Origin of the sequence: Mycobacterium sp. NPDC048908, assembly GCF_043197955.1 — a bacterium.
GTDB lineage: Bacteria > Actinomycetota > Actinomycetes > Mycobacteriales > Mycobacteriaceae > Mycobacterium.
Window position 1 is genome coordinate 1 of record NZ_JBICUE010000003.1, and the last position, 15,760, is coordinate 15,760.

Genomic DNA, 15,760 nt, shown 5'->3' on the forward strand with positions numbered 1-15,760 from the left:
GGGCTGGCTCCACTTCTACAATCACCACCGAGCCCACTCCGCCATCGGAGGCCAGCCGCCGATCACACGACTGACCAACCTCCCTGGACATCACAGTTAGTCCGGGTGAGCCATATGGGTGCGATATGGCCGCAATCGGTCCTCGCGATGGGCGAGACGTGGCGCAGGCGTCTTCAACGCTGCTCTGGAAAGCCGACCGTGACGAGAACGGCGGCAAGCCCGCTGATCGCTGCGGCAGCCTCGCGTGTCCGCGCCGTCCGAGTCATTCGCCGCGCCTATGGCGGCCATAGGCTACGTCGATGGATCGCGCGGACGGTCGAGCGGTGATGCAAGCTTGGGTAGAGGGACAGACAACTGGCACAGGCGAAGACGATGGATGAACCCGATCTCGATGATGTGAGCGCGTCAGACGACAGCGACCGCCACGCGTTCCCGACCCGGTTGCGGGGGGCGCTGGCGGGACATCCTCCGCCGGGTGTCAAACGACTCCAGCGATGGCGCAGCCCGCTACGGGGACTGTGGCTGACATCGACATTGGGCTCGGTCCTATTGGTTGCCCTCCCGGTGGTGATCATCACCGGGCTGCTGTCCTACATCGCCTACGGCCCACAGTTCGGGCAGGCCATTCCCGGGGACGTCGGCTGGCTCAAATTGCCCACGTTCGACTGGCCGACCACGCCGTCGTGGCTGTACCGACTGACCCAGGGTCTGCACGTCGGCCTGGGGTTGATCATCATTCCGGTCATTCTCGCCAAACTGTGGTCGGTCATCCCGAAGTTGTTCGTGTGGCCACCCATGCGGTCGATTGCTCAACTGCTCGAACGGATCTCGCTGGTGATGCTGGTCGGCGGCATTCTCTTCGAGCTCATCACCGGTGTTCTCAACATTCAATACGACTACATCTTCGGGTTCAGTTTCTACACCGCCCACTACTACGGCGCCTGGGTGTTCATCGCGGGATTCTTGGTGCACATCGCAATCAAAATCCCGCGGATGTGGACCGGGCTGCGGTCGTTGTCATGGCCAGAGGTGCTGCGCACCGACGTCGCGCACACCCGCGCTGAGCGCTACGAACCCGACGGACTGGTGGCCGCCGAACCCGTTCCGGCCACGATGAGCCGACGCGGCGCGCTGATGCTGATCGGCGGGGGCGCGCTGTTCATGGCGGTCATCACCGCGGGACAAACGTTGGGCGGCTTCACACGTCACGCCGCATTGCTGTTGCCCCGCGGCCGAACTCGCGGTGACGGTCCCAACGACTTCCAGGTGAACAGGACTGCGCTGCTGGCCGGGATCACGCCGACGCTCACCGGTGACCGTTGGCGGCTCACCCTGCGAGGTGGACCTCGCGAGGTCGTATTCGACCGCGCCGCCTTACTGGCCATGCCTCAGCACAGCGCCCGACTGCCGATCGCGTGCGTGGAGGGGTGGTCGACGACCGAGTCATGGAGCGGCGTGCGACTGGCGGACTTGGCGGCACTGGCGGGTGTGGCCGCACCGGACTCCGCGCGGGTGGCGTCGCTCGAACGCTTCGGGGCGTTCAACCGGGCGACGTTGCAGGGGAGCCAGGTGCTGCACACCGATGCGCTACTTGCGTTGCGGGTCAACGGTGCTGAGCTATCGCTCGACCACGGCTACCCCGCGCGAATCATCGTGCCCGCCCTACCCGGCGTCCACAACACCAAGTGGGTCTCCTCGATCACCTTTCAGGGGCGCGACGATGCGTAACGCCATCGCGCGGTGGCGGGGTGTCTACGGCGCCCACCCGCTTCACTTGATCGCGCTGATCGTCGGGTTCGCGTTGGCCGGCTATGTGGTCATCACCATCGGGCCGTCCGCGTTGTGGAATCGCCACGTGTGGTGGCAGTCGATCCTGGTGTGGTTCGCCGCCTCGATCATCGCCCACGACCTCGTGTTGTTCCCGATCTACGCAGCGGTCGACCGGGTGTTGTCCTCCGCTGGCCGGCATCGTGGCGCGTCGCGTGCGGCACACAGCCACGTGCCGGTCGTCAACTACCTGCGAGTGCCGGCCCTTGCCGCCGCGCTGACATTCCTGGTGTTCCTGCCGGGCATCATCAAGCAGGGCGCGTTCACATATTGGGCGGCCACCGGTCAGACCCAGGATCCGTTCCTTGGCCGTTGGCTGCTGCTCACCGCCGTCATGTTCGCGCTCAGCGGTATCGCCTATGCCGCCCGTGTCGCTGTGTCGCGCCTGCGGCGGGACAGGACCGACGAGCGCGGGTAATGCGGTCGGCCATCAACCGGAGGGCGTGGCCCGAACGGTGCCCGCGAGCGTTCATGCTCGCCGCGGGCTCGGACCCGCACTGTCAAGACCTTCGACTTGGGCCGTCTTCTCAACGCCGCCAACCAATTCCGCCCACCACCTTCTTCGCTGATCTTGCATATTGACGACACAACGACAGGTGGCTGACGGAAGCCGCGGAGGTCGCTGAGTCAGCATCAGCCAATCCGTATTCCTTTGCCAAATCTGCAGATTGATGCGCACTATCGACGCAGATGCGGTTGTATGTACCGCCATTGGCTTTTGCCGTGAATACCCTCGGATACCTTTACGCTTCGATCGGTTATGTCACAAAGAATAAAAATTAAACGTTGTCATACGGCAAGGCAAAATGTTGCTCGAACTCCGGCCGTGTGCTAATAACGCCGCGTTGGCGCCGCCGACGAAGAGCAAATCTTTCCTATTCGGGAAATGTTTTGCCAATTTCTGACCATCAGCGTTTTCATTCCAGGTCCCTATCGGCCGGCCTCCGTGAGCCAGATTTCCTGATCCTCACTGGTGACGATGCGCAGCCGACCTCGCTTCGACGCGGCGTCTGCACCGGTTCGACGACTGCGGCGACAGTAGGGTGAGTGGTTTGCCAGAGTCACGCCTACAGTGTGCTGGCGATCACCGGTCGGGCTGTGGCTCGTGCGACAGGTAGCGCAAATATGGGAGTCACTTCCCATAACTGGGAAACGACTGATACGTTGACCGGCATGTTTGCGGAGACATCCGCGATGGGGCTCGTAGGGGCTAGACGACCGCAGGGGGTAGTTGTGACTGTTGACGTCGCAACCGACTTTGCCGGTCCAGCCGTTTTACCGTCGCTGGGCCGGGCTTCGCGCCGGGGTGTAGCCGTGTATACACTTCCACCACACGCCTGCGAGCCATGCAGTTGTGGACGGCACGGCCGACAACATTGGTTTTCATCCGGCGCAATTCATGAGGCACATCTGGATAGCGCGCGGAGTCGTCGCCGACTTGCCGTCCCCCTCATTTGGCCTCAGGCTTGAGCCAACAAATTCTCCATTTTCCGTAAATAGAAACGCAGTCCTGCAAAAATCCGAACCCAGGTCTGCGAAGCAGACGCTGACGAGAGGGTAACTCTGACGTGGATGAACATCCCATTGCAGTCATCGGAATGGCCTGCAGGCTACCGGGCGGAATCAATTCACCCGAGCAGCTGTGGGATGCACTGATAGGTGGTGCGGACCTGGTCACCGAGGTTCCATCCGACCGATGGGACGTCGACGAGTACTACGACCCCGAACCGGGCGTGCCGGGGCGGTCGCCGTGTAAGTGGGGCGGCTTCCTGGACGACGTCGCCGGCTTCGATTCCGACTTCTTCGGGATCAGCGAACGCGAGGCGACTGCGATGGACCCGCAACACCGTCTCCTGCTCGAAGCGTCATGGGAGGCCATGGAGCATGCGGGGCTCACGCCGGAGGCCCTGGCCGGTTCGCTGACAGGCGTCTTCGTGGGTTTGACAGTAAACGACTACGAATTGCTGGCAGCCAACACCGACGTCCTGGAAGGGCCGTACGGCGTCACCGGCGCGAATTTCAGCATCGCGTCGGGGCGGATCTCGCACGCGCTCGGGCTGCATGGGCCTGCGATCACCGTCGACACCGCGTGTTCATCGGGTCTGCTGACGATCCACATGGCGTGCCGCAGCTTGAAGGACGGCGAGAGCGATCTGGCGCTCGCGGGCGGCGCGAACGTCATGCTGGATCCGCGAAGGTTCGCCGGCGGCTCCGCGGCGGGGATGTTGTCGCCCACCGGACGGTGCCATGCATTCGACGTGGCCGCGGACGGGTTCGTGGCCGGCGACGGTTGCGCGGTCGTGCTGCTCAAGCGATTGGCCGATGCGCAGCGAGACGGTGATCGGATTCTGGCTGTGTTGCGCGGCACTGCCGCCAACCAGGACGGCCGCACCGATACGATCACCACGCCGTCGATGGACGCGCAGATGGCGGTGTACCGGGCGGCGTTGGCAAGAGCGGGCGTCGAGCCGAACAGCATCGGCATGGTCGAGGCACACGGCCCTGGTACGCCGATGGGCGATCCCATCGAGTTCGCCAGCCTGGCCACCGTTTACGGGGTGGATGGGCCGTGCGCGCTGGGATCGGTCAAGACCAATATCGGGCACACTCAGTCGGCAGCTGGAGCGTTCGGGCTGATGAAGGCCGTCCTCGCCGTGCAGCACGGTGTGGTTCCGCAGAACCTGCACTTCAACCGCCTGCCCGACCAGATGGCCCAGATCGACACCAAACTTTTTGTGCCGCAGGCCAACACGCCATGGCCGACCAACGGCCAGCACCCTCGCCGAGCGGCGGTTTCGTCGTATGGGATGTCCGGCACAAACGTGCACGCCATCGTCGAACAGTCGCCCGACGCCACCGCTGCGCACTCCGGCCCGCAAAAGCCCGCAGGCCCACTGATGTTCGCGCTCTCGTCAACATCGGCTGACGAGTTGCGCCGCACCGCTGGCCAACTGGCGAACTGGCTCGAATCACATGACAACCAGGTGGCGCCGCAGGACCTGGGTTACACGCTAGCCCGCAGGCGCGCACACCGTCCGGTACGGACGGCCGTCATCGCGAGCGATTCCGATGGGCTGCTCGCCGCCTTGCGCGAGGTCGCCGACGGCGACGCGCCGTACCAGCCCGCCGTCGGCCGTGACGATCGCGGACCGGTGTGGGTGTTTTCCGGACAGGGCTCGCAATGGGCAGGCATGGGCGTCCAATTGCTGGCCACCGAACCGGTTTTCGCCGAGGCCGTCGCGGAACTGGAGCCGCTGATCGCGAGGGAAGCCGGCTTCTCGGTGACCGAAGCGATCGCAGCGCCTGAGACGGTGAACGGCATCGACCGGATCCAGCCTGCCATCTTCGCGATGCAGGTCGCGCTGGCGGCCACGATGAAGGCGTACGGGGTGCAACCCGGCGCCGTGATCGGCCACTCGATGGGCGAGTCCGCTGCGGCCGTGGTGGCTGGCGCACTCTCGCTCGAAGACGGGGTGCGCGTCATCTGCCGACGGTCGCGGTTGATGTCGACAATCGCTGGCTCCGGAGCGATGGCGTCGGTGGAACTGCCCGCTCCGCAGGTGATTTCGGAGCTGATGTCGCGAGGCATCAGCGATGTCGTGGTGGCCGTTGTCGCCTCACCGGAGTCCACGGTGATCGGTGGCGCGACGCAGACGGTTCGCGAGCTGGTCGCGGAATGGGAGCAGCGCGATGTGATGGCACGCGAGGTGGCCGTCGACGTCGCATCACACTCGCCTCAGGTCGACCCGATTCTCGACGAACTGACCGATGCGCTGGCAGAGGTCAATCCACTGACGCCGGAGATCCCGTACTACTCGGCGACCTCGTTCGATCCCCGCGAGCACCCCGTGTGCGACGCCTATTACTGGGTGGACAACCTGCGGCACACGGTGCGCTTCGCGGCGGCGGTGCAGGCCGCGCTGGAGGACGGCTTCCGGGTGTTCGCGGAGCTGTCGCCCCATCCGCTGCTGACTCACGCTGTCAATCAGACCGGGCGCAACCTCGGCATTCCGATGGCTGCCCTTGCTGGCATGCGGCGCGAGCAGGAGCTGCCCCATGGGCTGCTGGATTTCCTTGCCGATCTGCACAATGCGGGTGCCGCAGTTGATTTTTCAACCCTGTATCCCACTGGCGAGTTGGTGGACGCCCCGCTGCCCACATGGACCCATCGACCACTGCTGGTGTCGCGCGGCCCGCGGGACTCCCGTGTGCAGGGCCGGTGGACCGTTTCTGCCCACCCGCTGATGGGTGCCCATGTGCGTTTGAACGAGGAACCCGAACGCCACGTCTGGCAGCCCGAGGTCGGAACCGAGGCGCATCCGTGGTTGGGCGATCACCAAATCCACAACGCTGCCGCACTGCCCGGGGCCGCGTACTGCGAGATGGCCTTGACCGCGGCGAAAGCGGTCTTCGGCACCGCCTCCGAAGTTCGCGATATCACGTTCGAGCAGATGCTGCTGCTCGACGAGCAGACACCAGTCGGTGCCGTCGCCACCATGGAGGGGCGCGGTGTCGCCAAGTTCACGGTCGAGACGTCAGAGGACAGCGAAAACGTGCGGCACGCCAACGCGGTACTGCACGCCGTCGAGGACGTCGAGGATCCCGCCCTGCACGACATGGTTGACCTGCTGGCCGCTCATCCCTGCCGGGTCGACGGAGATCAGATCCGGCACTGGATGGCAAAGCGGGGCATCCGGTTTGGTCCCGCGTTCGGCGGTCTCACAGCGGCGTACACCGCAGAAGGAAGTGGCGCGACCGTGCTCGCGGAAGTAGCACTTCCCGCGTCGATTCGCTCCGAACAGGCCGGCTACCTCATCCATCCGGCGTTGTTGGATGCCTGCTTCCAATCGGTAGCAGCGCATCCGAGTGTCGGCGAGGTCGCCAACGGCGGCATGTTGTTGCCGCTGGGCGTGCGTCAGCTGCGCACCCACGGGCCCGCCCACCGTGCGCGGTATTGCTACTCGCGAGTGACCGAGGCCGGCGCGGCAGGCGTCGAGGCCGACATCGACATCCTCGACGAGGACGGGCACGTGCTGACCACCGTCCGCGGGCTCAAGATGGGCACCGGTGTGTCACAGGCCAGTGAGCGCGATCGTGTGCTCGGCGAGCGGTTGCTCACCATCGAATGGGAGAAGCGTGAACTGCCGCAGGTCGCGGACGCCCATCCTGGCGCCTGGCTGATCATCAGCACCTCGGCGACCGCGGAGACAGGCGCAGCGAACCTGGCCGACGCGTTGAAAGCGGCTGGGGCGCAGTGCACCTCGATGTCCTGGTCACACCACGCGGACCATCAGCACAACACGCAACTGCTGCGGGAGCACCTTGGCACCGATGCGTTCGACGGTGTGGTCGTCCTGACGGGTCCCAGAAACGGCAGTCTCGACGACGAGCTTGCGGTCCGTGGCGGCGAGTACGTGCGTCATGTCGTGCGGATCATTCGCGAACTGCCGGAAGTGCCCGGTGAACCGCGCCTGTACCTGATAACCAGTGACGCGCAAACCATTCTCGCCGGCGAACAAGCCAACCTGGAACAGGCGGGGCTACGCGGATTGATGAGGGTGCTCGGTACCGAGCATCCGCAACTGCGCGGTACCCAGATCGACGTCGACGACCGCACCGGTGGTGAGCAACTCGCGCAGCAACTGCTCGCGCGGTCCGAGGAGGACGAAACCGCGTGGCGTGACGGCCAGTGGTACGTGGCCCGCCTGACCGCCACCCCGCTGCGCGCCGACGAGCGGCAGACCGCTGACGTCGACTACGAGCGCCATGGTGTGCGGCTGCAGATTCGCACTCCCGGCGACCTCGAGTCGATGGAACTCGTTGCGTTCGACCGAGTTCCACCTGGCCCCGGCGAGATCGAAGTTGCCGTGTCGGCATCCAGCATCAACTTCGCAGACGTCCTCATCGCGTTCGGTCGGTATCCGACCTTCGAGGGCCGGCTGCCGCAGTTGGGGACGGACTTCGCAGGCGTGGTGACCGCCGTTGGGCCAGGGGTGAAAGACCACAAGGTCGGTGACCGCGTCGGCGGCCTCTCCGGTAACGGATGCTGGAGTACCTTCGTCACCTGCGATGCCAACCTCGCCGTCAAGTTGCCCGAGGGTCTGACGGAGGGCGAAGCGGCCGCGACCACCACCGCCCACGCCACCGCCTGGTACGGCCTGCACGATCTGGCGCGAATCCGCAGCGGTGATCGCGTGTTGATTCACTCCGCGACAGGCGGTGTCGGACAAGCGGCCATCGCGATCGCCCGTGCAGTCGGAGCCGAGATCTTCGCCACCGCGGGCAGCGAAGAGCGTCGTCAACTGTTGCGCGACATGGGCATTGAGCATGTGTACGACTCGCGCAGCACAGAGTTCGCCGATGCGATCCGCAAGGATACGGACGGTGCCGGTGTCGACATCGTGCTCAACTCGGTGACCGGGGCGGCGCAGCGGGCCGGTTTGGAGCTACTGGCGCTCGGTGGACGCTTCATCGAGATCGGCAAGCGCGACATCTACGGTGACAGCAAGCTGGGCCTCTTCCCCTTCCGGCGCAACCTCGCCTTCTACGGCGTCGACCTGGCGCTGATGTCCGTCAGCCACCCGCACCAGGTTCGGCACCTGCTCAAGCAGGTGTACAGGCTGACCGCCGAAGGGTCGCTTCCGAAGCCGGAAAGCACTCACTACCCGCTCGCGGATGCGGCCACCGCCATCCGGGTGATGGGCGCGGCCCAGCACACCGGCAAGCTGGTGCTCGACATTCCGCGAGCAGGCCACACCAGCGTGGTGGTGCCGCCCGAACAAGCCCAGATCCTGCGCGCTGACGGGGCTTACATCATCACCGGCGGGCTTGGCGGGCTCGGTCTTTTCCTCGCGGAGAAGATGGCCGCGGAAGGCTGCGGGCGCATCGTGTTGAGCTCACGGTCGCAACCAAGTGACAAGGCACTGGAGACCATCGATCTCATTCGCGCGATGGGCGGCGACATCGTGGTGGAGTGCGGCGATATCACCGCACCCGGCACCGCGAAACGGTTGGTGGCGGCGGCGACCGCTACCGGGCTTCCGTTACGCGGCGTCCTGCATGCGGCCGCCATCGTCGAGGACGCGACGTTGCAGAACATCACCGATGAACTGATCGAACGCGACTGGGCTCCGAAGGTGTACGGTGCCTGGCACCTGCACCGGGCGACCGCAGCGCAGCCACTCGACTGGTTCTGCTCCTTCTCCTCGGCCGCGGCCCTCGTGGGCTCACCGGGACAGGGCGCCTACGCCGCGGCGAACAGCTGGCTGGATGCGTTCACCAAATGGCGTCGAGCCCAGGGCCTTCCGGCGACAGCGATCGCGTGGGGTGCGTGGGCCGAGGTGGGACGCGCAACTGCGGTAGCTGAGGCAGAAGACACGGCGATCACGCCAGAAGAGGGCGCCTACGCGTTCCAGGCCCTGCTACGCCACGACCGGCCGTACACGGGATATGCGCCGCTATCGGGTTCGTCCTGGTTCACCGCGCTCGCGAAACGCAGCCGGTTCGCCGAGCGGCTGCAACTCACCGGCCAAAGTTCCACGGACACAAGTAGAGTGCTCGACGAGCTGAGCTCGATGCCGAAGGAGGAATGGCCAACGCGGCTCCGGCGCCTGGTGTCCGATCAGGTCGGCGTGATACTGCGCCGCACCATCGACCCGGACCGTCCGCTTTCCGAATACGGGCTCGACTCGTTGGGCAACCTCGAGCTTCGCACCCATATCAAGTCCGAGACCGGCGTCCGCATCACATCGGCGGACATCACCACCATCCAGGGCTTGGCGGCATTGCTATGCGAGAAGTTGGCGTCTTCCTCAACCGCCCCAGTGCGGACCTGACGTCGAAATGTCCGGTGCTATCAGGTATTCGAATGAAGGAGAGGGCATGTTCATAGGAGGTGGCTCGGCGGGCGTCGGCCTGATCACCGGCAGACTAGAGGACTGGGATCCGGGTTCGGGATCTGTCGTGTCATGGCATGGGTCTGCCGCTTCGCGTGAGAAGGCGCGCAGCGCCCCGGTGAGCCCGGTGCCCATCGGTTACATGCAAGCGGGTCACCTGCGCGGCTTCTGCGAGTTCGCCGAACGAGGCGTCGACTACTCGAGGGTGGTGATGGGTTCGTGGGATGTCCCGGGACGGTGCGACATTCGCACGATGACGTACGTCATCAACGCACATCTTCGCAGGCACGAAACCTATCGAAGCTGGTTCGAGTACGTCGACTACAAGAACATCGTTCGGCACACGATCACCGATCCACGGGATATCGAGTTCGTTCCCACCAGGCACGGTCAGTTGACCCCGTCCGAATGGCATGAGCTGCTGATGTCGACGCCTGACCCCCTGCAGTGGGATTGCTTCAGCTTCGGCATCATTCAGTACGACAATCACTTCGCGTTCTACGTGATCGTCGATCACCTCCACTGCGATCCCGCCTTGATCACCGGACTCTATGCGGAAATCGTGGCGATGTACCGTGCTCTGGCGGCGGGTGGCGCCCCTGTGCCGCTGCCACCGACGGGTAGCCATGACGCCTTCTGCGTGCGCGAACGGCAATACACCGCGAACCTGACCGTCGATTCTCCGCAGGTTCAGAAGTGGATTGAGTTCGCGGAGCGCAACGGCGGCACCCTGCCCGATTTCCCACTGCCGCTCGGTGACCAGTCGATCGCCTGCGGCGGCGACCTGGTCGTCGAGAAGTTCCTTGACCCGGAGCAGACGGAGAAGTTCGAAATCCGCTGCGCTGAAGCCGGTGTGCGGTTCAGTGGTGGGTTGTTCGCGTGTGCCGCGATCGCGCATTACGAGCTGACCGGTGCCGACACCTACTACGGCTTGACGCCCATCGACAAGCGGAGTACTCCAGAGGAGTACACGACGATGGGCTGGTTCACCGGTATCGTTCCGATCACCGTGCCGGTCGATCCGACATCGTTCGAGGAGACTGCTCGCGCCACACAAGCCTCGTTTGATGAGAACGCCGAACTCGCGCATGTGCCCTTCGATCACGTGTTGGAGCTTGCGCCGTGGCTGAGGAGGTACGGGCCGCAGTACACGATGATGAATTACATGGACGCGGGGCTTCCTCCGCTTTCGGCCGTCGTCGCCTCCGCGTTGAGGGGGGCGAATGCCACTGCCTACATCGACGGCAGGACACCGGCCTTTCTGTATTCCTCGTTCATCCGGCTCTTCGACGAGGTTTCGCTGATGGTGTCCTTCCCCAACAATCCTGTCGCGCGGGAGTCCGTGCTCCGCTATGTCGAGGTGCTGAAGTCCGTATTCGTTCGTGCGGCCGAGGGCTACGACGTGGTGGCGCATCTGCGCAACGTGGTCTAGCCGAACGCGGCCGGGACAGACAGAAGGAGAGCCGATCAACGGATTGAGGCTTATCGAGGATGGCCAAGACTGAGAGAGCCGGTGGAGAAGGTATTTTCCAGCGGCTAGCGACGGTGGTCGTGCGATGGCCGCTGCTTGTGATCGGGCTCTGGATAGCGTTCGCGATCATCCCATTGGTGACCTTTCCGCCGTTGGCGGAAATCACCGCGCGCCAGCAGGTGGCCCAGCTGCCCGACGACGCGCCCGTGATGGTCACCGCCAAGGAGATGACGAACGCCTACCACGAGGCCGGTTCCGACAACATCGTGTTGGTCGTCCTGACCAACGAGAAGGGTCTCGGGCCCGCGGACGAGGCGACCTACCGGACACTCATCGGCAAGCTGCAGGAGGACACCGCCGACGTCAAGTCGGTCCAGGATTTCCTGTCCACTCCGCCGCTGCGAGAAGTGCTGCAGAGCAAGGACAACAAGGCTTGGAGTCTGCCCGTCACCCTCGTCGGCTCCATGGGGTCACCCGAGGGCCGTGTCGCGTACTACCATGTCGCCGACATCGTGAAGAAAACGGTGGCGGGCTCGAGCCTGACCGCCAACGTCACCGGCCCCGCGGCGACCGTCAGCGACATGGCCGCCGTCGGCGAGCGAGATCTGCATCTGATCGAGATGGGGACCGCGTTCCTGGTACTTCTGATCCTGCTGGTGGTGTACCGGAACGTGATCACGATGCTGCTGCCGTTGATCACGATCGTCATATCGCTGTGCACAGCGCAGGGAGTGCTTGCCGGCCTCGCCGAGGCAGGACTGCGCATCTCGCCGCAAACCCTGATCCTGATGAGCGTCGTGATGATCGGCGCGGGAGTCGATTACGCCGTCTTCCTGATCAGCCGCTACCACGATTACGTCCGGCAGGGAATGGAATCGAAGGAAGCGGTGGCGCGGGCCTTGACGTCCATTGGCAAGGTGATCGCTGCATCGGCCGCCACGGTGGCGGTCACCTTCTTCGCGATGGTCCTCGCCAAGCTGCCGGTGTTCACCACGGTCGGGCCGGCGATCTCGCTGTCGATCGCGATCGGGTTCTTTGCCGCGGTGACGCTCCTGCCTGCGATCATCGTGCTCGCCGGACCGCGTGGCTGGATAAAGCCGAGACGCGCTCGCACCAACCAGTTCTGGCGTCGGTCGGGCATCCGCATCGTGCGTCGCCCCAAACTTCATCTCGCCGTCAGCCTGCTGCTGCTCATCTTCCTCGCCTCCTCCGCGAGTTTCGTGCGGTACAACTACGACGATCGCAAGACGCTTCCCACCGACGTGGAAAGCGTCATCGGCTACAACGCGATGGCCCGGCATTTCCCGTTGGATTCGCTGATGCCGCAATTCCTTTTCATACAGTCGCCACACGACCTGCGGTCACCCCAAGCCCTCGCCGACCTCGAGCAGATGGCAAGACGGGTAAGCCAAGTGCCCGACGTCGGCCTCGTCCGTGGCATCACCCGGCCGACCGGAGAACCCTTCGAACAAGCGAAGGCGACGTATCAAGCCGGTGAGGTAGGCAACAAGCTCAACGAGGGTTCCCAACTCATCGAGCAACATGACCAAGACCTCAACACTCTCACCGGCGGTGCCCACACGCTCGCCGATAGTCTCGGCCAGGTCAGAGGCCAGGTCACCTCGGCCATGGCGACCGCCAAAGTCCTTGTTGACGCGCTCACCTCGGTACAGACCGAGCTCGGTGGAGGAACGACTCTGCAGGACATCGATGACGCGGCCAAGCTCATCAGCGGCATGCGGTCGCTCGGCGACGCGATCGGGCTCAACTTCGCGAACCTCAAAGAGAGCTTCGACTGGGCCCCGCCCGTGCTGACCGCTCTGGACGGCAGCCTGACCTGCAACCTCGACCCGTCGTGCCGCAACTCGCGTGAAGAGTTGCGGCGAATCGTGACCGCGCTCAACGACGGGACATTCGACAGAGTCGCCGCCCTCGGGCAGGCGCTGCAGTCGACACAGCAGAGTCAGACCCTCGACGCCACGGTGACGCGTCTGCGTGGCGTGCTCACCACCGCCACCGATGCCGTGCAGAAGATGGGGCTGGATCAGCCTGGTGGCCTGCAGAATCGGCTGGCCCAACTGCAACAAGGCGCCGACGCCCTTGCCGACGGTAGCCAGAAGCTGGCCGAAGGTGTCCAAGTCCTTGTCGACCAGACGAGGACGCTCGGTTCAGGTCTGAGCCAGGCCTCGGATTTCCTGTTGGCCATGAAGAACGACGCCCAGGCGCCGTCGATGGCAGGGTTCTACGTGCCGCCTCAACTCTTGACCGAGGACACCTTCAAGAAAGCGGCGGCGTCTTTCGTTTCGTCAGACGGACATTCGATCCGCTACCTGGTCCAGACGAACCTCGACCCGTTCAGCACGGCCGCGATGGACCAGACCAACGCCGTCGAGGCCGCCGCGCGCAGCGCGCAGCCCAACACCACACTGTCCGACGCCAAGATATCGATGGCGGGGGTGTCCACGATCCTTCGCGACACCCGCGACTACTACCACAACGACTTCCAGTTCTTCATCGTCGCGACCATCCTGATCGTGCTGCTGATCATGATCTGCCTCTTACGCGCCATCGTCGCGCCGCTGTATCTCATCGGTTCGGTGCTGATCTCGTACTTCTCGGCGCTGGGTCTGGGTGTCCTTGTGTTCCAAGAACTTCTAGGCCAAGAGCTGCATTGGAGCGTGCCAGGGCTCACGTTCATCCTGCTGGTAGCCGTCGGTGCCGATTACAACCTGCTGCTCATCTCACGGATCCGGGACGAGTCGCCCCACGGCATCCGGATCGGTGTGATCCGTACCGTTTCTTCGACCGGTGGTGTCATCACGTCGGCCGGCCTGATCTTCGCGGCCTCCATGTTGGGTCTGATGTTCGCCAGCATCACCACGATGCTCCAGGCCGGGTTCGTGATAGGCATCGGAATTCTTCTCGATACCTTCTTGGTTCGCACCGTGACCGTACCCGCCATGGCCGTCATCGTCGGGCGGGCCAACTGGTGGCCGAACCGGTGGTTGCCCGAGGCGTGGTCCGCGCGACTGCGCGCCCTGCGGGTCAAGCGGCATCGCCGAAGGACCAACGATCCCGTGATCGACGAGGTCTTCAAAGACCTGCCGGTCGACGGAAACGGACATCACAGCCACCATGCGGGTGCATCCGACGACGAGGACGATATTTCGTCGATCTCCTGGTGTGACGACCACTCCGGCGCCGCGACAACATTTTCCGATGACATGACCGAGGCCGAATTGTCTGCCCACATCGAATCCCTGCGACACGCTGAGGTGCGCCGATGAGGTTTGTCCTTGCCGTCCACGGCACCCGGGGTGATGTCGAGCCGTGCGCAGCTGTCGGCCTCGAGCTGCAGCGCCGTGGCCACGACGTGCACATGGCGGTCGCCCCCAACATGGTGGACTTCGTCGAGTCGGTGGGCCTGGCCGCCGTCCGGTACGGGCCGGATTCACAAGCACAGCTCAGCGCGGCGTCCGATTTCATCCGCAATGCCGTGCGAATACAGCATCCGCGCAACATCCTGCGCGCCGTCACGGACATCTACGCGCAGGGCTGGGCCGAGATGAGCAGCACGTTGACGACACTGGCCGAGGGCGCCGATCTGCTCTTCACCGGGCACACCTACCAGGGGGTCGCGCTGAACGTCGCCGAGTATCACGACATTCCGCTGGCCGCCCTGCATTACTTCCCGGTGCGGGTCAACGGCCAACTCGGTGTCGCATCGCTGCCCGCGTTACCGCCGCTCACCCGCTCCGTGATGAAGGCGTCGTGGTGGCTGTACTGGCAGATCACCAGGGGCGCCGAAGACGCGCAACGGCGCGAACTCCGCCTGCCGCGGGTCACGGTCCCGTCCGCAGAGCGGATGGCGCAGCAGGGATCAGTCGAGATTCAGGCCTACGACGAAGTGTGTTTTCCCGGCCTCGCCGAGGAGTGGGGGCAACGGCGGCCCTTCGTCGGAGCCCTGACCATGCAGTTGCCAACCGACGCCGACGACGAGGTCGCATCCTGGAGCACGGCAGGCACTGCGCCGATCTACTTCAGCTTCGGCAGCACACCGGTACTGTCGCCCGCGGAGACGGTCGCCATGATCAGCGCGGCGTGTGCGGAAGTGGGTGAGCGGGCGCTCATCTACTGTGGGGCAGGGGATTTCGGTGGCATCCGGGCGCCCGAGCACGTCAAACTCGTCGGCCCGGTGAACTACGGCACGATCTTCCCGCTCTGCCGGGCGGTCGTGCATCATGGCGGCGCGGGCACCACCGCAGCCGGCCTGCGGGCGGGAAAGCCGACGCTGATCCTCTGGGATGTTGCCGATCAGCCGATCTGGGCCGCTGCCGTCAAGCGCATGAAGGTCGGTGTTGCGAGGCGGTTCTCGACATCAAACCGGCGCACTCTCGTCGCAGACCTGCGCACCATCCTCGAACCGGGCTACCAACGACGCGCAGAGGAAATCGCGCGTCGGATGACCACACCAAATGCTGCCGTCGGGATGGCCGCCGATCTCCTCGAGAAGGCGGCGCAGCCCAGCGGCACAACACAATCGACGACGACAAGGTAGCGGGACCGA

General features: G+C 64.6%; 6 protein-coding genes. All 6 read left to right on the forward strand.

Going from position 1 to position 15,760, the window contains the following annotated elements; translation table 11 throughout:
• The first annotated feature begins 372 nt into the window (after positions 1–372).
• The 6 genes from ACGFK1_RS08865 to ACGFK1_RS08890 all read left to right on the forward strand — a co-directional run bounded on the left by ACGFK1_RS08865 (position 373) and on the right by ACGFK1_RS08890 (position 15,751).
• Positions 373–1,728: a molybdopterin-dependent oxidoreductase gene (locus ACGFK1_RS08865; RefSeq protein WP_393427902.1), complete on the forward strand. Its 1,356-nt coding sequence runs from the start codon at positions 373–375 to the stop codon at positions 1,726–1,728.
• Positions 1,721–2,245, forward strand: coding sequence for a hypothetical protein (locus ACGFK1_RS08870; protein WP_393427903.1), 525 nt, complete (start codon positions 1,721–1,723; stop codon positions 2,243–2,245). Before ACGFK1_RS08865 ends, ACGFK1_RS08870 begins: the two co-directional genes overlap by 8 nt.
• Before the next feature lie 1,180 nt (positions 2,246–3,425).
• On the forward strand, positions 3,426–9,662 hold the full coding sequence (gene pks2 / locus ACGFK1_RS08875; protein WP_393428442.1) for a sulfolipid-1 biosynthesis phthioceranic/hydroxyphthioceranic acid synthase: 6,237 nt from the start codon (positions 3,426–3,428) through the stop codon (positions 9,660–9,662).
• Positions 9,663–9,708: 46 nt separating this feature from the next.
• Positions 9,709–11,154 carry a condensation domain-containing protein gene (locus ACGFK1_RS08880; protein WP_393427904.1) on the forward strand — a complete coding sequence of 482 codons (1,446 nt, stop codon included), beginning with the start codon at positions 9,709–9,711 and terminating at the stop codon, positions 11,152–11,154.
• 59 nt (positions 11,155–11,213) lie between these two features.
• Positions 11,214–14,480, forward strand: a complete 3,267-nt coding sequence (locus ACGFK1_RS08885; protein WP_393427905.1) for an RND family transporter — start codon at positions 11,214–11,216, stop codon at positions 14,478–14,480.
• On the forward strand, positions 14,477–15,751 hold the full coding sequence (locus tag ACGFK1_RS08890) for a glycosyltransferase (protein WP_393427906.1): 1,275 nt from the start codon (positions 14,477–14,479) through the stop codon (positions 15,749–15,751). The genes ACGFK1_RS08885 and ACGFK1_RS08890 overlap by 4 nt, the downstream gene beginning before the upstream one ends.
• Positions 15,752–15,760 lie beyond the last annotated feature (9 nt).